The organism is Polaribacter sp., assembly GCF_965656025.1.
Lineage (GTDB): Bacteria > Bacteroidota > Bacteroidia > Flavobacteriales > Flavobacteriaceae > Polaribacter.
Genome location: NZ_CBFHJT010000054.1, coordinates 1 through 21,536, shown reverse-complemented (window position 1 = coordinate 21,536; position 21,536 = coordinate 1). Strand labels below are relative to the sequence as shown.

General features: G+C 29.2%; 23 protein-coding genes. 8 read left to right on the top strand and 15 right to left on the bottom strand.

Annotation, left to right across the window (positions count from 1 at the left end; genetic code table 11):
- Positions 1 to 75: 75 nt before the first annotated feature.
- The 4 genes from ACTG3S_RS10615 to htpG form a co-directional block, all read right to left on the bottom strand.
- The gene (locus ACTG3S_RS10615; protein ID WP_439129330.1) at positions 76 to 441 is read right to left on the bottom strand and encodes a hypothetical protein; all 366 of its coding nucleotides are present in this window, start codon (positions 439 to 441) and stop codon (positions 76 to 78) included.
- A gap of 465 nt (positions 442 to 906) precedes the next feature.
- Positions 907 to 2,508, bottom strand: coding sequence for a hypothetical protein (locus ACTG3S_RS10610; RefSeq protein ID WP_439129329.1), 1,602 nt, complete (start codon positions 2,506 to 2,508; stop codon positions 907 to 909).
- A gap of 20 nt (positions 2,509 to 2,528) precedes the next feature.
- Positions 2,529 to 3,224, bottom strand: coding sequence for a hypothetical protein (locus ACTG3S_RS10605; protein WP_439129328.1), 696 nt, complete (start codon positions 3,222 to 3,224; stop codon positions 2,529 to 2,531).
- A 180-nt stretch (positions 3,225 to 3,404) separates the two neighbouring features.
- A complete protein-coding gene (gene htpG / locus ACTG3S_RS10600) occupies positions 3,405 to 5,312 on the bottom strand; it encodes a molecular chaperone HtpG (protein ID WP_439129327.1) in 1,908 nt (635 codons plus the stop codon).
- Positions 5,313 to 5,624: 312 nt separating this feature from the next.
- Here htpG and ACTG3S_RS10595 point away from each other — a divergent pair, with 312 nt between their 5' ends.
- The 3 genes from ACTG3S_RS10595 to ACTG3S_RS10585 all read left to right on the top strand — a co-directional run bounded on the left by ACTG3S_RS10595 (position 5,625) and on the right by ACTG3S_RS10585 (position 8,379).
- Complete coding sequence (locus ACTG3S_RS10595; protein WP_439129326.1) at positions 5,625 to 6,632, top strand: 3-oxoacyl-ACP synthase III family protein; 1,008 nt, start codon at positions 5,625 to 5,627, stop codon at positions 6,630 to 6,632.
- A 184-nt stretch (positions 6,633 to 6,816) separates the two neighbouring features.
- Entirely contained in the window at positions 6,817 to 7,641 is an 825-nt protein-coding gene (locus tag ACTG3S_RS10590; RefSeq protein WP_439129325.1) for a GLPGLI family protein, read from the top strand.
- Positions 7,642 to 8,016: 375 nt separating this feature from the next.
- Positions 8,017 to 8,379: a CoA-binding protein gene (locus tag ACTG3S_RS10585; protein ID WP_439129324.1), complete on the top strand. Its 363-nt coding sequence runs from the start codon at positions 8,017 to 8,019 to the stop codon at positions 8,377 to 8,379.
- On the opposite strand, the gene ACTG3S_RS10580 is transcribed toward ACTG3S_RS10585, so the two are convergent.
- From ACTG3S_RS10580 to pyrR, 5 genes are read right to left on the bottom strand one after another with little or no spacing between them, the layout of a single operon-like run.
- Complete coding sequence (locus ACTG3S_RS10580; protein ID WP_439129323.1) at positions 8,376 to 9,293, bottom strand: ribonuclease Z; 918 nt, start codon at positions 9,291 to 9,293, stop codon at positions 8,376 to 8,378. The genes ACTG3S_RS10585 and ACTG3S_RS10580 overlap by 4 nt on opposite strands.
- Entirely contained in the window at positions 9,290 to 9,610 is a 321-nt protein-coding gene (locus tag ACTG3S_RS10575) for a T9SS type A sorting domain-containing protein (RefSeq protein ID WP_439129322.1), read from the bottom strand. Before ACTG3S_RS10575 ends, ACTG3S_RS10580 begins: the two co-directional genes overlap by 4 nt.
- 11 nt (positions 9,611 to 9,621) lie before the next feature.
- Positions 9,622 to 9,954, bottom strand: a complete 333-nt coding sequence (locus ACTG3S_RS10570) for a hypothetical protein (RefSeq protein WP_439129321.1) — start codon at positions 9,952 to 9,954, stop codon at positions 9,622 to 9,624.
- Position 9,955: 1 nt separating this feature from the next.
- Positions 9,956 to 10,885 (bottom strand): aspartate carbamoyltransferase catalytic subunit, encoded by a 930-nt coding sequence (locus tag ACTG3S_RS10565; protein WP_439129320.1) that lies wholly within the window; start codon positions 10,883 to 10,885, stop codon positions 9,956 to 9,958.
- Positions 10,886 to 10,941: 56 nt separating this feature from the next.
- Complete coding sequence (gene pyrR / locus ACTG3S_RS10560) at positions 10,942 to 11,481, bottom strand: bifunctional pyr operon transcriptional regulator/uracil phosphoribosyltransferase PyrR (RefSeq protein WP_439129319.1); 540 nt, start codon at positions 11,479 to 11,481, stop codon at positions 10,942 to 10,944.
- 191 nt (positions 11,482 to 11,672) lie between these two features.
- Here pyrR and ACTG3S_RS10555 point away from each other — a divergent pair, with 191 nt between their 5' ends.
- Positions 11,673 to 13,043: a tetratricopeptide repeat protein gene (locus tag ACTG3S_RS10555; protein WP_439129318.1), complete on the top strand. Its 1,371-nt coding sequence runs from the start codon at positions 11,673 to 11,675 to the stop codon at positions 13,041 to 13,043.
- A 6-nt stretch (positions 13,044 to 13,049) separates the two neighbouring features.
- Here ACTG3S_RS10555 and ACTG3S_RS10550 read toward each other — a convergent pair whose 3' ends face one another.
- The 5 genes from ACTG3S_RS10550 to ruvX form a co-directional block, all read right to left on the bottom strand.
- On the bottom strand, positions 13,050 to 13,547 hold the full coding sequence (locus ACTG3S_RS10550) for a nuclear transport factor 2 family protein (protein WP_439129317.1): 498 nt from the start codon (positions 13,545 to 13,547) through the stop codon (positions 13,050 to 13,052).
- A gap of 66 nt (positions 13,548 to 13,613) precedes the next feature.
- On the bottom strand, positions 13,614 to 14,393 hold the full coding sequence (gene mazG, locus ACTG3S_RS10545; RefSeq protein ID WP_439129316.1) for a nucleoside triphosphate pyrophosphohydrolase: 780 nt from the start codon (positions 14,391 to 14,393) through the stop codon (positions 13,614 to 13,616).
- An 86-nt stretch (positions 14,394 to 14,479) separates the two neighbouring features.
- Positions 14,480 to 14,902 (bottom strand): DUF5606 family protein, encoded by a 423-nt coding sequence (locus tag ACTG3S_RS10540; protein WP_439129315.1) that lies wholly within the window; start codon positions 14,900 to 14,902, stop codon positions 14,480 to 14,482.
- Positions 14,903 to 14,930: 28 nt separating this feature from the next.
- A complete protein-coding gene (gene def / locus ACTG3S_RS10535; protein ID WP_439129314.1) occupies positions 14,931 to 15,521 on the bottom strand; it encodes a peptide deformylase in 591 nt (196 codons plus the stop codon).
- A 52-nt stretch (positions 15,522 to 15,573) separates the two neighbouring features.
- Positions 15,574 to 15,984: a Holliday junction resolvase RuvX gene (gene ruvX, locus ACTG3S_RS10530; RefSeq protein ID WP_439129313.1), complete on the bottom strand. Its 411-nt coding sequence runs from the start codon at positions 15,982 to 15,984 to the stop codon at positions 15,574 to 15,576.
- A 120-nt stretch (positions 15,985 to 16,104) separates the two neighbouring features.
- Here ruvX and ACTG3S_RS10525 point away from each other — a divergent pair, with 120 nt between their 5' ends.
- From ACTG3S_RS10525 to ACTG3S_RS10515, 3 genes are read left to right on the top strand one after another with little or no spacing between them, the layout of a single operon-like run.
- Complete coding sequence (locus tag ACTG3S_RS10525) at positions 16,105 to 16,920, top strand: 2,3,4,5-tetrahydropyridine-2,6-dicarboxylate N-succinyltransferase (protein WP_439129312.1); 816 nt, start codon at positions 16,105 to 16,107, stop codon at positions 16,918 to 16,920.
- A gap of 15 nt (positions 16,921 to 16,935) precedes the next feature.
- On the top strand, positions 16,936 to 17,685 hold the full coding sequence (locus ACTG3S_RS10520; RefSeq protein WP_439129311.1) for a glycosyltransferase family 2 protein: 750 nt from the start codon (positions 16,936 to 16,938) through the stop codon (positions 17,683 to 17,685).
- Positions 17,685 to 18,668, top strand: coding sequence for a Stealth CR1 domain-containing protein (locus ACTG3S_RS10515; protein ID WP_439129310.1), 984 nt, complete (start codon positions 17,685 to 17,687; stop codon positions 18,666 to 18,668). Before ACTG3S_RS10520 ends, ACTG3S_RS10515 begins: the two co-directional genes overlap by 1 nt.
- Before the next feature lie 25 nt (positions 18,669 to 18,693).
- On the opposite strand, the gene ACTG3S_RS10510 is transcribed toward ACTG3S_RS10515, so the two are convergent.
- Positions 18,694 to 20,697 carry an LTA synthase family protein gene (locus ACTG3S_RS10510; protein WP_439129309.1) on the bottom strand — a complete coding sequence of 668 codons (2,004 nt, stop codon included), beginning with the start codon at positions 20,695 to 20,697 and terminating at the stop codon, positions 18,694 to 18,696.
- A 224-nt stretch (positions 20,698 to 20,921) separates the two neighbouring features.
- Between ACTG3S_RS10510 and ACTG3S_RS10505 the strand changes: the two genes are divergently transcribed.
- On the top strand, positions 20,922 to 21,536 hold a 615-nt coding region (locus ACTG3S_RS10505), incomplete at its 3' end, for a CCA tRNA nucleotidyltransferase (RefSeq protein WP_439129308.1).

Genomic DNA, 21,536 nt, shown 5'->3' with positions numbered 1-21,536 from the left:
AATAAAGAAAATAAAACATAGAGAAAATCCACGAGGGTTTTCGCAAGTAAGCCTATTACGGTTTTGTAAATTGTTTTAATTAAATTTAATATTTTTCTTTATCATTAAATGAGCTATAATAGTAGTAGCTAAACCAATATAAAGCATTTCAGCAGCAATAATAATTTTTTCAGTATATATGTATGCTATTATTGTTGCCAAAACTCCTAAGACAATTATTACAATTCCAAGTATTCTGTAATTTTTGTAATCTTCAATGTCATCTTTGTGGTAGTTTTTTCTTTCAATTACTATGTTTTTAGCTACTTCTTTAGCTAGATCTACAGGAAAGCCCTGTTTTTCTAGTTTTGCATAAATTCCTTCCTCATTTAGTCTAGAATTTTTAAACTTTAGACCTTGATGGTATGCTTTATTTTTTGAGTATTCATTGGTGTTTTTCATAGGTATCAATTTTTATTCTGTATTAGTAACGTATTTTTTGTATGATTTCGTTACATTCTTCACTAAGTTAATAAAAAAAACAAACCTCTCTGTTAGTTATGCAGAAAGATAATCCAAGAGGATTTTGTAAGTAGGCTTGCTTTAGCATTTAATGATAACTGTATTGATAAATCAAGATTTATCTTATTATTTCGAAATTATCAACATAAATAGCATTAATTTAGAGTTTTATTGTTTGAATTTCAATGAAATTATTATTTGTTTTAAGAAGAATATTTGCCAACTAAAATGATATGAAAAGTTTTAATATCTCATATCAGCAGTTAAACGAATTTAGTTAGTTTTCTCGAGAAAGTCACATAAAAAACCTCTCTGTTTACACAAAGAGGTTTAGGTTTGCTTAGTGTGTTTTATTTTGAATCATTTTACAAAATTATAGTTCTAAATGTAGTTTTATGATTGTTTTTAGTTGCAAAAACTACCATCTACAGTTTCGTTATAATTTACACTAGTACTATTTATTAAAATTGTTTTTTGCGCCAAGTTACCGTCATAAGAAACTTTAAATACATAATTTTCACCTTGTTCTACAGCACTAATTTTACAAGAAGCACTCTCCATGACTTGTGTTTCAGAGTTAAAAACCCAAGATAAATCTGTAGCAACTCTCCAAGCAGTACCTTTTGGTGCATTTGCTTTTCTGTAATATATAGAGGCTGCAGGAAAATCTGTAACTCTTACTTTTTCATCTGCGTTTTCGCAACTTAATATTACATTAACTGTTGCATCTATAGTTGCTGGCGGTGGAGAAGGTAATTCTAAACTTGGAGAACCAGTATTGCAAAAATCTATATTTTGCTGAAAAGTTGTATGTGGTAACTCAACTCGAACTGTTTTTGCTCCTCTAATGATATTCTTTAATGATGTAGTAGAAGTATTTGCTTGTATATCTAAGGACCTATTAAAGCCTTTCTCAAATATTTGTACGCGTAAACTTCCCTGATTTCCATTTCTGTTGACCATTAAATTGGTATTACAAGGCTGTTCTGAGAAATAAACTAGTGCCATGTTTCTAAATAAAGGGCCATTTAAAAGATAACGCAATTCTATTCTGCCATTTGGGAGTTGACTTACCTCTGGGACTGTGTATAGTATAAATCTTTCAGCTGTTGTTGGGCTAATGTAGGCTAGTCTTAAAACTTGTTGCAATTCTGAATAAGTAGTGGCATTTAAGATAAAATTAATAATATATTCTCCTGTGTTTTTTTTGTTTGTTTTAATCTTTCCTTTAAATTCATTTCCATTTGAATCTGTAATTTTAGTTTCTACTGCGCCTAAAACAACCAAAGAAGAATCATTAACATTTTCTAAAAGATTTTCAGATATTGATTTTACAGCTTCATTGCTACTTGGGTTATAGTAGGTAGTTGTAAAACTTAAATCGCCAGAAAGTGTGTTTCCGTTTTCATCTTCAAAAGTAGAACCCGCTTTTACCTCTAATCGTACCCCAGTTTCTATGTTATCTGCATTATCTTGGTTTACTACAGAAATAGCAATATCATCATTTATTGTTCCATCTGAAGAGGTGCTAATAATATTATTATCTTCTTTAATGGTTATACCTTCTGGTGGATTAGACAAATTTATCATTGATACAGTATAGCTAGAACTACCTATATCTGAAATTGATATTGTTTTTTCTGTAGTTTTAAATCCAGGAGCAGTTAATTTTAACTTTACTTTAATTGGATTTTGTGAGTCAGGATTGATAGCATTTTTAATTCCAAAATTTAGAATCCCACTATTAATTGTAGTTTCATTCATATTGTCGCTAAATGCATCAATAACATTGTTTGCATTATTTCCTTCAAATTTAACTTGCACATCAGTATTGACGGTTTCATTTGTTTTGGCGTCAGTTATAATAATAGTTGCAGAGGTGTTAATGGGTTCTAAACCAATTACAATTCCAAAATTATCTATAGCATTCTCAATAATTTGAGTATTACAAGCTACCATAGTAATTATAGCAACAAATAAGAGTAATGTTTTCTTTAATTTATTCATAGTTTTATAATGTTACAATTCTATTTTTTTTGATTTTTTAATAATTGATAGGAGATACCTACATTTAACATGGGATACCATCCAAATTCATTTAAGCCTTGTTGTAAACTTGCCACTTGGTTTATGGTAGGCGATATTAATCCAGTACCCTGCATTATTAATTCTGGTGATCCACTGTAAAGTAAACCTAATGATAAATTTAGTTTTAAAGCATTGCCTTTAGATAACGCATTACCATAACCCAAACCTAAATAAGGCATGTATTCATTAGGATAATTAACTACTGCAGAAACCGAACCAACTCTATCTGGAGAAAACGTTCTGTTTGCATCAAAAACATAAGGTGTAATTGCCGCTGCATTACCATTTATTTCAAATTGATTTCTTACAATACCCCCTATTAGTCTAAATTTATTATTAAAAAGAAAATAATCTACCAATAAAGCAATAGAATTTACTTTACCATCAACCTCATAGCCCACAGTAACACTATTATCTACTTCTTGTCCATTATCTGAATAATTAAAACCAGATACGACTAATCTTAAATTAAATTTAGTAGAAATATTGGTAGCAAGTTCACCACCTAAACCAGTCGTACCAGCAGTAAATCCAATAGAAAATTTATTAAAATTATTTGATTGTGCGTTTAAAGAATAATTTAGATTTAGTAACGTTATAAAAATAACACTCTTTAATATTTTTTTGTGAAGCATAGTTTTTTTTCGATAGAATTAATCTTCAGTAAAAATCTTTTTAAATAAACGAAATCTATTTTACGATTTTTTACAAATATAAATTCAAAGATAAAATATTTAAATAAAAAAAACCTTTTTGTTTGCACAAAAAGGTTTGATATTTATGAGGCTTAAAAACTCGTTCGTCCTAAAAGAAAACTATTTAATCAACTCATAAGAACGTTTGATAAAATTTGTTAACTCTTCACCATGCAGTAGGTTTTGAGATAATTTAGCCAAATCAAAAGCTTGAGAAATTAAACCTTTTTGTTGTTTTTCATCTGCAGCTAAAATTTCAGAAACTAATGGACTGTTGGTATTTACTACCAAATTGTACATATCTGGCATATTACCCATTCCCATCATTCCACCACCTCCAGAAGCTTGCATTTCTTTCATTCTACGCATAAATTCTGGTACAGTAATAATAAATGGAGAAGCAGCAGAATCCATCGCTTCTAACTGAACAGTGTAAGCCGAATTGTTTACAGCACCTTCAATTACAGGCTTTAATTTTTCTTTTTCCTCATCAGATAATTTAGAAATTACGTTATCGTCTTTCTTAATTAAATTATCTATATGATCTGCATCAACTCTAGAAAATTTCACTTTAGCATCTCCACCTTCTAATTTTTGCATTAAATGCGATATAATTGGCGAATCTAAAATCAACACTTCATATCCTTTGGCTGTAGCTTCTTGTATGTAACTGTGTTGTGCATCTTTGTTAGCCGCATATAAAATTACGTGGTTGCCATCTTTATCAGTTTGTGTGTCTTTTGTTTTTTCTAACAACTCATCAAACGTAAAATACGTATCTGCTACAGTTGGGTACAAAGCAAATTTCTTCGCTTTGTCAAAGAACTTGTCTTCAGATAACATTCCGTATTCAATAATTACTTTAATATCGTTCCATTTTTTCTCAAAATCTTCACGATCTTTTTTGAATAAAGACGTTAATTTATCTGCAACTTTTTTAGTGATGTACCCAGAAATTTTCTTTACTGCACCATCTGCTTGTAAATAAGAACGAGAAACATTTAATGGAATGTCTGGAGAATCAATCACACCTTTTAGCATTTGTAAAAAGTCTGGTACAATACCTTCTACATTATCCGTTACAAATACTTGATTTTGGTATAATTGAATTTTATCCTTTTGCATATCTAAGTTTTGAGACAACTTAGGGAAGAATAAAATACCTGTTAAATTAAATGGATAATCTACATTTAAATGAATGTGGAATAATGACTCTTCAAATTGCATTGGATACAATTCTCTGTAAAAGTTGGCATAGTCTTCATCACTTAAATCTGCTGGCGCTTTTGTCCAAGCAGGATTTGTGTTGTTGATAATATCGTCTACTTCAATCTGTCTGTGAGGTTCTGTAGTTTCTTTACCATCTTTATCTTTGGTAGTTTTTGGTTCGTGTGTTGGATCGTTTACTTTTTTAGTACCAAATTTAATTGGTACTTGATTAAAACGATTGTATTTGGTTAACAAACCTCTAATTTTACCTTCTTCTAAAAATTCTGTTGAGTCTTCTGCAATATGCAACACAATTTCTGTACCTCTGTCAGCTTTATCAGCTTCAACCAAGGTATATTCTGGAGAACCATCACAAGTCCAATGTGCAGCAGGTGCATCTTTAAAAGATTTTGTGATAATTTCTACTTTATCAGCCACCATAAAAGCCGAATAAAAACCTAAACCAAAATGCCCAATTACACCTGTATCGTTTTTATCGTCTTTGTATTTTTCTAAAAATTCCTCAGCACCAGAAAATGCAATTTGATTGATGTATTTTTCAACTTCATCAGCAGTCATCCCTAAACCTTGGTCTTTAATTGTTAAGGTTTTTGCGTCTTTATCAATACTGATTTCAATTTTTGCATCACCTAATTCCGTTTTTGCTTCTCCAATAGAAATAAGGTGTTTTAACTTTGTAGTAGCGTCTGTACCATTAGAAATTAGTTCACGTAAAAAGATTTCGTGATCAGAATACAAGAATTTTTTAATCAGCGGAAAAATATTTTCTACTGATACATTGATGTTTCCTTTGCTCATAATTTATCGTTTATTTTAGTTATTGTTGGTGTCATTTCGACCTTGTGGAGAAATCTAATAAATATTATAGATTCCTTTATTTCGCTATCGCTTCAATCGGAATGACAGTTTTATTTTCTGATGTATAAGTAGTCAAAAAAAATACCAAATTTAGAATTCTGACAAGATGACACGGTTTTTTTTATTTACGTCAGTTAAAAAATAGTTTCTAAACTATTTACTTAATAATTGACAATCTTTAGAAAATGAGAATCTAAATAAATTGCCTATTTTAGCTAATCACAACAAACAAATAACTAAAATTACAATACTATGTATAATTCTAAAATAGCAGGGTTAGGATATTACGTTCCAGAAAATGTTGTAACCAACAACGATTTGAAGGAATTTATGGATACCTCAGATGAATGGATTCAAGAAAGAACAGGTATACAAGAAAGACGCTGGATAGACCCAAAAACAGAAGATACTACAGCTATAATGGGTGCAAAAGCAGCAAAAATAGCTATTAAAAGAGCAGGGGTAACCAAAGATGATATCGATTTTATAGTTTTTGCTACTTTAAGTCCGGATATGTATTTTCCGGGAGGTGGTGTACAAATACAAGATTTATTAGAAATGCCAACCATTGGTGCTTTAGATGTACGTAACCAATGTTCTGGTTTTATTTATGCCATGTCTGTAGCAGATCAATTTATTAAAACAGGCATGTATAAAAATATTTTGGTGATAGGTGCCGAAAATCATTCTGGTGGATTAGAAAAATCTACAAGAGGAAGAGGTGTAACTGTTATTTTTGGCGATGGAGCAGGAGCTGCAGTTTTAACAAGATCTGAAGAAAAAGGCAAAGGTATATTATCATCACATTTACATTCAGAGGGAAAACACGCAAGAGAATTGATGTTAGATGGACCTTCTACACAAAGATGGGTTCCAGAAATCATAGAAGCCAATGATCCTGATGATGTCTCTTATTTTCCTTATATGAATGGGCAATTTGTATTTAAGCACGCAGTAACTCGTTTTTCTGAAGCGATTGTAGAAGGTTTGCAAGCCAATAATTTACAGAAAGAAGATATTGATATGTTAATTCCACATCAAGCCAATCTTCGTATTGCACAGTTTATACAAAAGAAGTTTCAATTAGCTGATGAGAATGTACATAATAATATAATGAAATATGGAAACACTACAGCAGCTTCTGTAATTATAGCCTTAACTGAAGCTTGGGAGCAAGGAAAAATAAAAGATAATGACCTTGTTGTTTTAGCTGCTTTTGGAAGTGGTTTTACTTGGGGGAGTGTGATTATAAGATGGTAACAATTTAATTTTTATAAGAGAAAAAGACTCGTTTAAAAGCGGGTCTTTTTTTATTTATAGTCCACTTTTTAGGTTTTTATTCATCTTTTTACAATGTATAGAAACACAAATTATTGTTAATTTTTAGTATTTTACAATTAAATGTTTATTATTTTTTTAAGTTTGTTAAACAAATTTATGTATCATGAAACCAATAAATTACAAATTTTTAACGCTTTTACTTTTTCTTTTTTTAATTACGAATGTATCTGTTATTGCACAAGATTTTAATGGAAAAGCCATTTATGTTTCTAAATCTAAAATGGAATTAGGAAATTGGGGAGCTAGATTAAGTGAGGCACAAAAAAAACAAGTCGCACAAAGATTAAAAAACAGATTAGAAAAAAAATATATTTTAGTTTTTAACAAACAAGAAGCAACGTTTAAAGAAGATCAAAAAATAGACGCCATTTCTGGTGCGACTGATTCTTGGGGTGCTTATTTTTCGAGAGGAGACCAGTATAAAAACATCAAAGAGACTCAATTAATACAGAGCCAAGAGTTTTATGGCAAACGTTTTTTAGTAAAAGATAATTTGTACAAAATAGATTGGACGTTAGGTACAGCAACCAAACAGATTGGAGATTATACTTGTTACAAAGCAAAGGCATTTGTACCTTACAAAGAGTTAAATTGGTACAATTTTTCTTGGGCAGATTTAAGAAACCAAGAAAATAAAGACTCAGAAAAAAAGGAAGAAGAAAATATGATTGTGGTAGAAGCTTGGTACACTCCACAAATACCTTTAGCACATGGTCCTGGAGAGTTTTGGGGTTTACCTGGGTTAATTTTAGAAGTTGGTGTAAATAATACTACCTTGTTGTGTACAGAAGTAACTATTAATAAAGGAGACAAAGTTCAATTAGAAGCACCAGACAGAGGTACAGAAATTACCAAAGAAGAGTACTCTAAAACCATTCGTAAAAAAATGGCTGAAATGAGAAATAATAGAATGGGAAGAAGAGGGTAAATTTTTGTAATTTTGTAGTTGTAAGATTTCAATAATTACCTTTTAATGTCAAGAAAATACAAAGTACTTTTATTTTTATCTAACCTTTTTTTGTTATTATTCATTTTCAATATTTTTGCAAAATTTATTGTTTTTTCTAGCAGTTGGTTCAACATTATTTTTATTGCTTTTTTTTGTATTGTAAATATGGCAATTGCTTTAAAAGCAGCTATAACTAATACTGATAAAAAATAAAAAAACCTGAAGCAGGAAAACTTCAGATTTTGTTATAGTTCAAATAAATTACTTTAAATGAAGACAAAGTAATTACTATATAGACGCTTAATTTTTAAAATCGTTTCATAATTTTAACCTCCTTAACTAAAACTTAACATAATGTCTAAAAAAACGCTGGTTATTGGTGCTTCTTTAAAAACAGAAAGATATTCTAATAAAGCAATTAATGCGCTAATCAAAAAAAATGTAGAAGTGGTTGCAATTGGTTTGAGAGAAGGAACTGTTGCAGGTGTTTCTATAGATGTAGATAAGATAGATTATCAAAATATAAACACGGTAACCTTGTATTTAAATCCAAAGAGACAAGAGGAATATTATAGGTATATTATTAGTTTACAGCCCAAAAGAGTTATTTTTAATCCGAGAACAGAAAATTTTTATTTTATAAAACTATTAAAAGAAGAAAATATAGAAAGCGAAATAGCGTGTACTTTGGTTTTACTAGCAACCAATCAATATTAATGTTCTACAGTAAAAACAGCACCAGGTGTTGCTAAAGACACTTTTTTAAAAACAGTTACAGCTTCTTTTTTAAAAACACTAATATCTGGATATCTACCAGAATAATGCCCAATAATTAGCTGCCCCACATTCGCATCTTTTGCTATTTTTGCAGCTTCTAAGCTCGTGGCATGTTTGGTTTTTTTAGCCAAATTTTCTCTATCAGCTAAAAAAGTAGCTTCATGATATAATAAATTTGCCTCTTTAATAATTGGTACTATATCTGGTTTGTAGGCAGTATCACTACAAAAAGCAAAACGCATTGGTTTTGGCGGATCTATGGTGATTTCTTTGTTTTTTATGACTTCTCCAGAAGGTAAAACAATATCTCTACCAGCTTTTATATTTAAGTAGTCTGCCTTATCTATCGTAGGATAACCACTAATATTTAGCATATTTAATTTACGAGGCTTCTCTTTTTCTATAAACAAATATCCATTGGTATAAATTCTGTGTGTTAGTGGTATTGTTTTTACAGATACTTTATCATCTTCGTAAATCAGTTCGCTTTCTTTAGAAGATAATTCATGAAAAATCATGTTAAATTTAGCATGAGATTCAGAAATTTTAAGCATTTGTAAAGTTGCATTTTTAATGCCTTTTGGGCCATAAATATGCATGTCTTTTTCTCTACTTAAAATACCATAGGTAGATAATAAACCCACCAAACCATAAAAATGATCTCCATGTAAATGCGAAATAAAAATATGATTTATTTTAGAAAAGCCCACCTTATATTTACGCATTTGACGCTGTGTACCTTCTCCACAATCTATTAAAAAGTGTCGATTGTTAATTTCTAAATATTGAGAGGTTGGAAAAGCGTTTACACGCGGTGTTGCAGAGTGGCAACCAAGTATGGTTAGTTTTATCATTTAATAACAAAACGTTTAGAAATAACTTTCTTTTTTTGTCGTATGCTATAAATATACATGCCTGTAACCAAATTATCTTTATAAAATGACAGTTTATTTTTACCAATTTTAGCTTTAATTGTTTTTTTATAAACGGTTTTACCTAAAACGTTTTTTACAGTAAAATAAACATCTGAGCTGCTTATACTATTAAAAGTAATTTTTGTAGAATTTGTAAAAGGATTTGGGGCAGCAGATAAAGTATTTATAGTTTTTTCTTGAGAAAGCCCTGTAAACGAGATGCTTAAAATAAAAATAAAGAGTACTTTTTTTATCATACTAAAACAATTTAAAAACCCAATTCTCTTTCTATAGCTTCCATTTCTATAATATCTTCTGCTTCTAACAATGTAGGTACAATGTTTATGGATTCAGAAAAATCATCTGAGTTTAAATATGTACTAACTATAACAAATGATGTGCCATTTTCCTTTTTTTGTTTGGCTATTTCCAAAAATAATAAAAATTCTTTATTATCTGTGTTAATTTTCTCTGAAAAGTAAATTACTAAATGCTCTTTTTCAAAGTCGCTTATTTTTTTAGAAAAAATGTTGTAAAATTCTGTAAACTCTTTATTTTCAGACTTAACAAGTGTGTAACTGTCTTTTTTATCGATCTTCATTTTATCTTTTTATTTGCTGTGCTAATAAATAAATTACAGCCATTCTTACTGCAACTCCATTTTCTACTTGATTCAATATAATAGAGTCGTTAGAGTCTGCAACATCACTTGTAATTTCTACACCTCTGTTGATAGGCCCTGGATGCATTATTACAATTTTCTTGCCAAGGTTATCTAAAATCTCTTGATTAATTCCAAAAAGTTGTGTGTACTCTCTCGTTGAGGGGAAATATTTAATGTCCATACGCTCGTGTTGCACTCTCAATACATTTGCAACATCACACCATTCTAAAGCCTTTTTTAGATTGGTTTCTACAGTTACACCTAAACTAGAAATATATTTAGGAATTAACGTAGTTGGCCCACAAACTTTCACTTGAGCTCCTTGTAACTGTAATGCGAAAATATTAGACAAAGCGACTCTAGAATGTAAAATATCACCAACAATTACAATTTTTTTTCCTTTTACAGAACCTAATTTTTCTCTAATAGAATAAGAGTCTAATAAGGCTTGTGTTGGATGTTCGTGAGTGCCATCACCTGCATTTATAATTTTGGCATTTACGTGTTTAGATAAAAATACCCCAGCACCAACATTACCATGTCTCATCACAACAATATCTACTTTCATAGATAATATATTGTTTACAGTGTCTATTAATGTTTCCCCTTTTTTTACAGAGGATTGACTTGCAGAAAAGTTAATTACATCTGCAGAAAGTCTTTTTTCTGCTAGTTCGAAACTTAATTTGGTACGTGTGCTGTTTTCGAAAAATAAATTAGCAATAGTAATATCTCTTAAAGAAGGTACTTTTTTGATAGGTCTATTAATTACCTCTTTAAAATGATCTGCAGTTTTAAAAATAACATCTATGTCAGATGGTTTTAAATATTTTATACCTAGTAAATGTTCTACGCTTAATTCAGACACAATATCATTTTTAAGTTAGCGGTTATTTTATATTTATTTTTCATTTTATATTAATGCTATTTAGGTTCTATAAAAACAGCATCTTTTTTATGTGTTTCTTTCCAAGTAACCAAAACTCTTTCTTCATTAATAGCATCTACTTGTCTGCCTCTGTAATTTGGTTGTATGGGTAAATGCCTGCTAAAACGCCTGTCTATTAAAACCAATAATTCTATATGTTCTGGCCTACCATAAGATTGCAAAGCAGTTAAAGCAGCTCTAATACTTCTTCCAGAAAACAAAACATCGTCTATAATTACTACTTTTTTACCTTCAATTAAAAAGTTCATTTCGTTGGTTTCTGCCGCCAAAGGTTTTTCTTTTCTTCTAAAGTCGTCTCTGTAAAAAGTAATATCTAAAAGACCCAATTGTAGGTCTTTAATATTGTAGGCAGTTTTAAGTAAATCTGCTAATCTATTCGCCAAATAAGTACCTCTTGGTTGTAAACCAATTAAAACAGTATTGGAAAAATCATCATGGTTTTCTATTAACTGACAAGCTAATCTATGAAGTATAATTTCAATATCTTTTGAGTTTAGTAAGGTTTTTTTGCTCATAAGAATGCTATCAATTTAGGTTGATAGTTATTGAAAATCAAAATTAATGTAAAAATATCTATGCACAAAATTATATCCTACTAAATAAAACACTTCTGTTGTTAATTAAATTGTTGAAAACAAAAACCATATTTTTAAATGTAGTGCTAGACTTATAGTATTTTTAAAGTAATAATTCAAATAGCATAGTTATGTCTCTATTAAAATTTGAATCGATGCTCAAAACCAATAATATTTATTTTTTTGATTTGGTTGAGTTTGAGGAAATTATAATTCATTATTTAGATGTTGGTAAAGTATCTTTAGCAAAAAAAGCCATTAAACTTGGTTTAGAGCAACACCCAGCTTCTGTAGATCTTAAATTATTATTGGTAGAATTATATATTACTGGTAATGAGGTTGATAAGGCTTCTAATTTATTGGTGAAAATAGAAAAAATTGCTCCTACTAATGATGAGGTTTTTATACAAAAAGCAACCATTAACTCTAAAAAAGGTTTGCATAAGGAAGCTATTCTGCAGTTAAAAAAGGCACTTACCATAACAGATGATAAAGTAGACGTTTGGTCTTTAATGGGTATGGAGTATTTGTATTTAGACGATTTTGAAAATGCACGTTTAAATTTTGCCAATTGTATAGATGTAGATTTCGAAGATTACTCTGCACTTTATAATATTATCTATTGTTTTGATATGGAACAGCAACATGAAGATGCCGTAAAATATTTAAACAGTTATATTGATAAAAATCCATATTGTGAGGTTGCTTGGCATCAATTAGGAAGACAATATTTTATTTTAAAAATGTATAAAGAGGCTTTAACAGCCTTTGATTATGCAGTTTTAATAGACGAATCTTTTATTGGAGGTTACTTAGAAAAAGCAAAAACCTTAGAAGAATTAGGTAATTACAAAGAGGCTATTGATAATTATTTAATAACCTTAGAATTAGATGATCCTACCGCTTTTGCATATACAAGAGTAGGTGAGTGTTATGAAAAATTAGAGCAATTAGAGCCAGCAATTGCCTATTACAAAAAGGCAGTACACGAAGATCCTTTGTTAGATAAAGCTTGGGTTCGTTTAACTAATTTATATTATCAATTAGAAAACTACGAAAAAGCTGGTCATTACATCTCTAAGGCTTTAAAAATTGATGAGGATAATGCCTTATACTGGAAATACTATGCTGAAATTAACCTTAAACTAAACTTTTTTGAAGAAGCTATAAATGGATTTTATAATTGTTTAAAATTAGATGAAAAATCCTTAGAAATTTATGTTGGTTTAGTAGATGTATTAACATTTTTAGGGGAGTTTAACGAAGCTTTGAAAATTGTTTTTGAAGCTAGAAAATTGTACGAAAATTTTGCAGAAATAGAATACAGATTGGCAGGTTTGTTTTTTGTTTTAAATAAAGAAAAATATGCTAAAAACCATCTAATAAATGGTTTAAAAATAGATTATAGCTATCATAATATTTTAAACGAATTGTTTCCTGTTGTTTTAAACAATAAAAAAATACAAAAACTAATTGTAAACTTTAAAAAAGCAATGGAGTAGTTATAACTATTCGTTTTCTGGTATACTTTGCCAAATTACATTCATAATTTTCCATTGGTTATTTATTTTTGCTAAATGAAACAAGTCTAAACCCCAGGCTGCAATTAATTTGGCAGAAGCCGTTTTGCTATTAATATCAAAAATAATAATTTCTTTAGGAGTTTTTTCTGTAATTCTATCTCCGTTTTTATTCCAGTTTGCTGCTAAATTTGATAATTGTGTATGTGTCATTTCCAAATTATCTCTATAAACTTTTTCTTCTGGATTGTACCAATAGCCAATTTTGCGTAAATTTTTAGAGACACTTTTATCGATTCTTGTAGAATCTACCAAATACAAGCCTTCTACATAATCTAAAATAGCAGCCTCAACATTTTTATACTCTTCAGAATTTTTATCTATTAAAATACTATTTTGTTCAGTTGTATTTTCTATGGAAGAATTGCAAGATTCTAATGAAATAAAAGTTACTAAAAAGATGAAAAGGAAAACTATATTTTTCATAATAAACAGGTGTTGTATTCGAAAAATAAAGTTACAAGAAATATTTCGATAAAAATTGATATGTTTTTATTTAAAAAACTGTTTAGATTTTTCCCAAAAAACATCCATTTCTGTTAAAGACATTTCAGAAAGTTGTTTGTTTTGTTTTTTAGCTTCTTTTTCTAAATATTGAAACCTGTTTATAAATTTTTTATTGGTTTTTTCTAAAGCATTTTCTGGATTTACGTTAATAAATCGCGCATAATTTATCATAGAAAAGAGCACGTCACCAAATTCCTTTTCGGTGTTTTCTGTATTACCAGCTTTAATTTCTTCGTTTAATTCGGTAAGTTCTTCTTGTACTTTTTCCCAAACTTGTTCGGGTTTTTCCCAATCGAAACCAACACCTGCAACCTTTTCTTGAATTCTACTTGCTTTAACAACAGCAGGTAAGCTTTTGGGTACACCTTCTAAAACAGAATTTTTTCCTTCCTTTAGTTTCAAGTTTTCCCAATTTCTTTTTACATCTGCTTCATTTTCTACTTGTACATCTCCATAAATATGAGGATGTCTATCTATTAACTTATCAGAAATAGCATTGGCAACATCAGCAATGTCAAAAGCATTTTTTTCGCTACCAATTTTAGCATAAAAAACAATGTGTAATAAAACGTCTCCTAATTCTTTTTTTATTTCAGATAAATCATTGTCTAGAATAGCATCTGCCAATTCATAGGTTTCTTCAATTGTTAAATGGCGCAAACTTTCTAAGGTTTGTTTTTTATCCCAAGGACATTTTTCCCTAAGATCGTCCATAATATCTAACAATCTATTAAACGCATCTAATTGTTCTTTTCTACTATTCATTTTGAATTTAAAAGATTTTGAAGCTTTAATTTTTGTAATAAAATATTTTTGCTAACAGCTAACAGCTAACAGCTAACAGAAAGCAACTATACCTCTTCTGTAGTTTCTTCAGAAGTTTCTTCAATTTGAGAAAAATCCATACCAGATTTTACCAATAAATTAAACCACTGTATTACTTTTTTAATGTTAGAAGTATATACTCTTTCGTTGTCATAATTAGGTAAAACATCTGCAAAAAATGCTTCTAATTTTTTACCACTTTCTTTGTGAGATATTGCTTCTTTACCTTCCGTTTTGGTATACATTGCTTTAAAAACGTCTAATAAAGGCATGTCTTCTTCATAAGTATAAATTGCAATATTTTCTAACAAACTAACATTTTGAGTAGCATTAATAGCCATTCTTTTATTATCTGTTAAAGAACCAACAATAATTGCATTTTTAGATTGAGAAACCACTTGAAACAAACCTGGTTTACCAGTAACTGAAATAATTTTACTAAACTCCATATTTTATATTTTTTTGTCTATTATAAGACTATTTACCTTTTTTTAAATTCGGAAAACGCATTCTGTAGTCTGCTCTAATTTTTCCTTTAGAAATATTTTCTAATTTCTTTTTAATAATTCTTTTCTTTAAAGAAGATAGTTTGTCTGTAAACAGAATACCTTCTATGTGGTCATATTCATGCTGAAAAACTCTAGCAGCCAAACCTTCTAAAGTTTCTGTGTATTTTTTAAAATTCTCATCAAAATACTCTATAGTTATTTTTGGTTGACGAAAAACATCTTCTCTAATATCAGGTATGCTCAAACAACCTTCATTAAAAGCCCATTCATCACCTTCTTCTTCTAAAATTTTAGCATTTATAAAAACCTTGTTAAATGTTTTTAGGGTTTCTCTATCAGCATCAGACAAATCTTCATCTTCTGCAAAAGGAGAAGCATCAATTAAAAATAAACGGATAGATTTGCCAATTTGCGGTGCAGCTAAACCAACTCCAGAGGCATTGTACATGGTCTCTCTCATATTGGTAATTAGTTTTTGTAAATCAGGATAATCTGCATCTATTTCTACAGCAACTTTTCTTAAAATAGGATCTCCGTAAGCAACAACAGGTAAAATCATTTATTTATTTTTTAACGTTTGCAAAAGTACAAAGAATCAAATTTGCACAAAACTATTTGCTATATAAATACGATTGCAATATAATAGTTGCACTTATTTCGTCTACTATTGCTTTATTTCTGCGTTGTTTTTTTTTCATCCCACTATCTATCATGGTCTGAAAAGCCATTTTAGAGGTAAAACGCTCATCAATTCTAATCACAGGTATTTGTGGAAATAATTTTTCTAATTTTTCTAAAAACGGAAGGATAAAAACTTCACTTTGGCTATCAGTATTATTTAATTGTTTTGGTTTGCCAACTAAAAATAAACTAATAGCTTCTTTAGAAGTATAATCTTTTAAAAAAGTAAGTACTTCTTTTGTATTAACTGTGGTTAAACCAGATGCAATTATTTGCAACGGGTCTGTAACTGCAATTCCTGTTCTTTTTTCGCCAAAATCGATGGCTAAAATTCTAGACATGTATACGTTTTTTTGCAAAAATACGTTTTTTAAACAAAGCGTAAATATCTGTTTAAAAAATGTATCTTCGCTTTTCGTTTTTGCAGATACTTTTATATTTGCATAAATTAAATATTTACAATGGAAGCAATCAAAGAAATTATAGAATCAGCTTGGGAAAATCGTGATTTGTTAAAAGAGCAAAAGACCATAGGTACCATTAGAAAAGTGGTTGATTTATTAGATAAAGGCGAATTAAGAGTAGCAGAGCCAACGACTGATGGTTGGCAAGTAAATGAGTGGGTTAAGAAAGCAGTAGTGTTGTATTTCCCTATTCAGAAAATGGAAACTTTAGAAGCTGGTATTTTTGAATACCATGATAAAATTCCTTTAAAAAGAAACTACAAAGAAAGAGGTATTAGAGTAGTGCCAAATGCAGTTGCAAGACATGGTGCTTATATTTCTGAAGGCACAATTTTAATGCCTAGTTATGTAAATATTGGTGCTTATGTAGATGAAGGAACTATGGTAGATACTTGGGCTACTGTGGGTTCTTGTGCACAAATTGGTAAAAATGTACATTTATCTGGTGGTGTTGGTATTGGTGGCGTTTTAGAACCCTTACAAGCTGCACCTGTAATTATAGAAGATGGTGCTTTTATAGGTTCTAGATGTATAGTTGTAGAAGGTGTTAGAGTAGAGAAAGAAGCAGTTTTGGGTGCAAATGTTGTACTAACAATGAGTACAAAAATTATAGATGTTACCGGTGATGAACCTGTGGAAATGAAAGGTAGAGTTCCTGCAAGATCTGTAGTAATTCCTGGTAGTTACACCAAAAAATTTGCAGCAGGAGAGTATAATGTTCCTTGTGCATTAATTATTGGAAAAAGAAAAGAAAGTACCAACAAAAAAACATCTTTAAACGATGCTTTGCGTGAATATGACGTAGCTGTTTAAGATTTTAAATAATCTATGACAAAAATATCGGCCATAATACCTACACTTAATGAAGAGATTCATATTGCTGACGCAATAAAATCTGTAAGTTTTGCTGATGAAATTATTGTAATAGATTCTTTTAGTACAGATAGCACATTAGAAATAGCAGAAAAATACAATGTAAAAATCATCAAGCGTAAGTTTGATGATTTTTCTTCTCAAAAAAACTTTGCAATTTCACAAGCAAAACATAGCTGGATTTATATTTTAGATGCTGATGAAAGAGTGACTCCAAAAGTTGAAAAAGAAATTTTGGCTGCTGTGAATGGACCTAGAGAATATATAGGTTATTATGTAAGAAGAACTTTTTATTTTTGTGGAAAGAAAGTGAGTTACTCTGGTTTTCAAAGAGATAAAGTTATTCGTTTGTTTTTAAAAGAATTTTGTAGCTATACAGGTTTAGTTCATGAAAAAATAGTTGCAAAAGGAAAATTGGGTTTTTTTAAAAATAAAATAGATCATTTTTCATACAGAAGTTATGATCATTATATTTCTAAAATGAACCATTATGCAGCTATACGAGCTAAAGAACTCCATCAAAAAGGTGCTTCTGTAAATATTTACCACGTAATTATTAAACCCACTGCAAGGTTTATTATTCACTATGTGATTAGATTGGGTTTTTTAGATGGTTTTACAGGTATTTTAGTTGCTAAAACACAGGCATATGGAGTATTAACAAGGTATATTAAACTTTGGCATTTAAATAAAGGCACTAAATAATGCACGCTAAAGATGATTTATTGGTAGACGCTGTTATTACTTGGGTAGATGGGAATGACCCAAAGCATAAAGCTAAAATGGCAAATTTTATAGAGAACAAAAAAACTATAAATAACAAGGCTGTTAGAATGCGTTATGACCAAGTAAATGAAATTGAGTTTGCTGTAAAATCGATTTTAAAGTATGCAAAGTTTGTTAGAAATATTTTTATTGTAACAGACAACCAAACTCCAGATTTTCTGAAGAATAAGGAGTTTGCTTCCAACAATTATCCAACAGTTTCAATTATAGATCATAAAACAATTTTTAAGGGATATCATCATTATTTACCAACATTTAATTGTTTACCGATAGAGTCTTTATTGTATAAAATTCCAAATTTAGCGGAACATTTTTTGTATTTTAATGATGACCTATTTTTAGCAAATAAAACAAAATTAGAGGATTTTTTTATAGATGGAAAACCAGTTATCAGAGGTAATTGGACAAGTTTTTACGAGGATATTTGGTATAAAAAAGTCCAAAGTTATTTGTATAAATTTTTAGGTAAAAAAGATAAAAGTAATCTTTACGGTTATAAAAAAGGACAACAGACAATTGCAAAAATATTAGGTTTTAAAAAATATGTAAAGTTAGATCATACTGTAGCAGCTCTAAGAAAATCTACCTATTCTGATTATTATAACAATCAGCCAGAAATGTTAGAAAGAAACATCAAACATCGTTTCAGACATCATGAGCAATATACTAATCAATCTTTAGCAAATCATTTAGAGATAGCTAAAGACCATTATATACATCAAAAAGACTATCAGTTAGTCTATTTTCAAAATTATAAAAAACCTTTGTGGTGGATAAAACACAAGCTTGAAATGACAGAAAGAGATAATAATAAACTATTTCTATGTATGCAAAGTTTAGATCAGTGTCCAGAAAAAAAGTTAACTTATATTAAAGACTGGTTGCATCAAAAATATGATTAAAAGCTTATAAATCAGTAAATAAAGATTAATTTTTTTCTTTTTTATTATTAAAATATAAATACTTTGTTGAATGATAATACCCAGATAAAAGGCTATCCATTTGGCTTGTAATAATTGGTTTATCTAACTTAATATCTTTTATTTTTCTACTTTCTAAACTAAATAGATTCGATTTTTTAGAAGTGTTTGTTTTTTCATAATAATAACCATCTTTTATTAAACCAACCGCTTTTTCTCCTTTGTTTTGGATATAAACAAAAGCTGCAGTATTTATACTTGTACTATCCAATAAATCTCTTCCTAAAGTATAATTAGAGTAATTTACCTTTGCTATACTTGTAGCTGTAGGAAAAATATCTATTAATTTGGCATATTTATCAACAATTTTTGATTCCACATATTTAGGTGCATGAATAAAAAATGGAACATGATGTACTTGAATACCCAAATCGTCTTCGTTGTTCTCTAAAAAGTTTAATTTTTTCATACCACCTCTATGATCACCAAAAAAAACAAAAATAGTATTGTCATAATAACCAGCTTCTTTGGCTCTTTTTAAAAAACGGGCTACATTAAAGTCTAAATAACGAATTCCGTTTAATTGGCCTAAAGATCTAAAACCTCCTTTTAAAAGAGTTTCTTCATCAATTTCATCTTCAAAAATTGGTGTAAAACTTTCTTTTTTATCAGGAACTGTAAAAGGCATGTGGTTGGTAGCTGTTTGAATGTAAGCTACAAAAGGTTTCTCTTTTTCATGTAGCTTTTTCAGTACTTTATCAGATTCTTTAAATAAATCATAATCATCAATACCCCAAACATCTGCTCTGTTCTCTTCTTCAAAACTACCTTCTTCGTAAATTTTTAAATCTTTAATATTAGATTGAAAAACCCCTCTAATATTCGCCCAATTTGCAGAACCTCCTAAAAAATAGAGCTTTTCATATCCATCATATTGATCAAAAATAATACGCTGATCTATAATTAAAGGATTTCTGGAAGCTGTTTTTACATCTTCAATATCTGGTAATCCTGTAATGCTTGCAAAAACACTACCTGCTGTACCTGGTTTATGCACATAGAATTTAGAAAAACTTAAACTTTTTTTAATGATAGAATCCATTTTAGGAGTGCTATTTAAAGGGTTTCCGTAAAAACTCATAGGTGCAGTTCCTGTAGACTCTAGCATCACATATACAACATTTGGCTTTACTTGGTATGGATTGTCAAACGTTATTTTTTTTGCAAAATTTATAGTGTCTAAAGGTAAATTCAGGTGTTTTGCAATCACTGGATAATAGGTTTTAAACTCCTCCATATTTACACCTTCACTTCTAAACGCAAAACTGTCAAAGAAGTATAGAACAGGGTTTAAACCAAATTGATTGATAGTATTATTTTTAGAGAAAAAAGCTTCACTCCATCTTAAAGGATAGTGTGTAAAACTGTTGTAGACACCAAAAGATAACAGTAAAAAAGTAACAATAAAATAAATTGCTTTTATTTTTTTTGTGATTTCTTGCTGTGTTTTATTAAATATTTGGTAGCAATATTTTGAAAATCTAAAGATGATAAAATAAAAAATAAGCAATCCAATCAAACCTTTGTAAACAGGGTAACTCTCCACTAAAACCTGAGTAGATATTTTTAAATTACTTAAAAAACGTAAAGATGATGCATCTAAACGAATTCCTAAATACTCATAATACCCAAAATCAAATAAATAGAAAAGTATTAAAACTAAATAAGAAAGAACTAGATAAACATTTGCTATTTTCTTAAAAATTTTCTTTTTAAAAAAACGATAGTTAGTTATAAGTACTAGAATGGCTAATGGAAAAAATGTGAGTATGGCTAATTTTAAATCGAATCTTATGCCTAAAAAAAATGCTTTTTTTACTTCTAAATTAGAGCTGCTATCAAGATCTAAAAAGTAAAAATAAAATAGCAATCTAAAAAGAACAATAAAAATAAACAGCACAAAAACATTGGTAAAAATGTATTTGATATAGTTCGGAATTTTCTGAAACATAAAACTTAAATATGTTGCAAAAGTACTATTTTTAGAATTATTAAGTAAACTATTTTAAATAGTAAAATAGCATCTTTTACACTTTAAAACTATCATTTTAAAATTATAAAATACAAGTAGTAAATAATAAAATAAATAAGATAACCAATTTTGACAGGTATTTATTAAATAGTAGATTTGCATTAAAATAAACAATAGCACTCATTTTTCGGCTACATACACAAATGAATTATAAAGAAGCCATTTCCTCAGATATTTTTACAATAATTTCAAAAGCATCCAAAAAACTAAACATAGAAAGCTATGTAATTGGCGGTTTTGTAAGAGATTTTTTTCTTAAAAGGGGCAATGCAAAAGATATTGATGTAGTTGCCATTGGTAGCGGAATTGATTTAGCTCTAGAAGTTTCTCAATTATTACCAAACAAACCCAAAGTACAAGTTTTTAAAACCTATGGTACAGCCATGTTGCGTTATAAAGATATAGAAATTGAGTTTGTCGGTGCCAGAAAAGAGTCTTACTCAGAAGATAGCCGAAATCCAGAAGTTACAGAAGGTTCTTTAGAAGACGATCAAAACAGAAGAGATTTTACTATAAATGCTTTAGCATTAAGTTTAAATGAAATTGATTTTGGTGAGTTGTTAGATCCTTTTAATGGCATACAAGATATAGAAAATGGTATTATTAGAACACCTTTAAATGCTGATATTACCTATTCTGATGATCCTTTAAGAATGATGCGTGCCATTCGTTTTGCAACACAATTAGATTTTGTAATTGAAGATAATTCTTTGTCTGCAATTACAAAAAATGCAGACAGACTAAAAATAATTACAAGA

What these genes read in the sequence shown, in the direction of transcription:
- mazG (WP_439129316.1), bottom strand. Translation starts at nt 14,393, where the DNA reads ATGAATAGTAGAAAAGAACAATTAGATGCGTTTAATAGATTGTTAGAT.
- ACTG3S_RS10605 (WP_439129328.1), bottom strand. Translation starts at nt 3,224, where the DNA reads ATGCTTCACAAAAAAATATTAAAGAGTGTTATTTTTATAACGTTACTA.
- ACTG3S_RS10595 (WP_439129326.1), top strand. Translation starts at nt 5,625, where the DNA reads ATGTATAATTCTAAAATAGCAGGGTTAGGATATTACGTTCCAGAAAAT.
- ACTG3S_RS10615 (WP_439129330.1), bottom strand. Translation starts at nt 441, where the DNA reads ATGAAAAACACCAATGAATACTCAAAAAATAAAGCATACCATCAAGGT.
- ACTG3S_RS10550 (WP_439129317.1), bottom strand. Translation starts at nt 13,547, where the DNA reads ATGAAAAATATAGTTTTCCTTTTCATCTTTTTAGTAACTTTTATTTCA.
- ACTG3S_RS10610 (WP_439129329.1), bottom strand. Translation starts at nt 2,508, where the DNA reads ATGAATAAATTAAAGAAAACATTACTCTTATTTGTTGCTATAATTACT.
- ACTG3S_RS10580 (WP_439129323.1), bottom strand. Translation starts at nt 9,293, where the DNA reads ATGATAAAACTAACCATACTTGGTTGCCACTCTGCAACACCGCGTGTA.
- ACTG3S_RS10585 (WP_439129324.1), top strand. Translation starts at nt 8,017, where the DNA reads ATGTCTAAAAAAACGCTGGTTATTGGTGCTTCTTTAAAAACAGAAAGA.
- ACTG3S_RS10555 (WP_439129318.1), top strand. Translation starts at nt 11,673, where the DNA reads ATGTCTCTATTAAAATTTGAATCGATGCTCAAAACCAATAATATTTAT.
- ACTG3S_RS10590 (WP_439129325.1), top strand. Translation starts at nt 6,817, where the DNA reads ATGAAACCAATAAATTACAAATTTTTAACGCTTTTACTTTTTCTTTTT.
- ruvX (WP_439129313.1), bottom strand. Translation starts at nt 15,984, where the DNA reads ATGTCTAGAATTTTAGCCATCGATTTTGGCGAAAAAAGAACAGGAATT.
- ACTG3S_RS10510 (WP_439129309.1), bottom strand. Translation starts at nt 20,697, where the DNA reads ATGTTTCAGAAAATTCCGAACTATATCAAATACATTTTTACCAATGTT.
- def (WP_439129314.1), bottom strand. Translation starts at nt 15,521, where the DNA reads ATGATTTTACCTGTTGTTGCTTACGGAGATCCTATTTTAAGAAAAGTT.
- ACTG3S_RS10515 (WP_439129310.1), top strand. Translation starts at nt 17,685, where the DNA reads ATGCACGCTAAAGATGATTTATTGGTAGACGCTGTTATTACTTGGGTA.
- htpG (WP_439129327.1), bottom strand. Translation starts at nt 5,312, where the DNA reads ATGAGCAAAGGAAACATCAATGTATCAGTAGAAAATATTTTTCCGCTG.
- ACTG3S_RS10540 (WP_439129315.1), bottom strand. Translation starts at nt 14,902, where the DNA reads ATGGAGTTTAGTAAAATTATTTCAGTTACTGGTAAACCAGGTTTGTTT.
- ACTG3S_RS10575 (WP_439129322.1), bottom strand. Translation starts at nt 9,610, where the DNA reads ATGATAAAAAAAGTACTCTTTATTTTTATTTTAAGCATCTCGTTTACA.
- pyrR (WP_439129319.1), bottom strand. Translation starts at nt 11,481, where the DNA reads ATGAGCAAAAAAACCTTACTAAACTCAAAAGATATTGAAATTATACTT.
- ACTG3S_RS10570 (WP_439129321.1), bottom strand. Translation starts at nt 9,954, where the DNA reads ATGAAGATCGATAAAAAAGACAGTTACACACTTGTTAAGTCTGAAAAT.
- ACTG3S_RS10520 (WP_439129311.1), top strand. Translation starts at nt 16,936, where the DNA reads ATGACAAAAATATCGGCCATAATACCTACACTTAATGAAGAGATTCAT.
- ACTG3S_RS10525 (WP_439129312.1), top strand. Translation starts at nt 16,105, where the DNA reads ATGGAAGCAATCAAAGAAATTATAGAATCAGCTTGGGAAAATCGTGAT.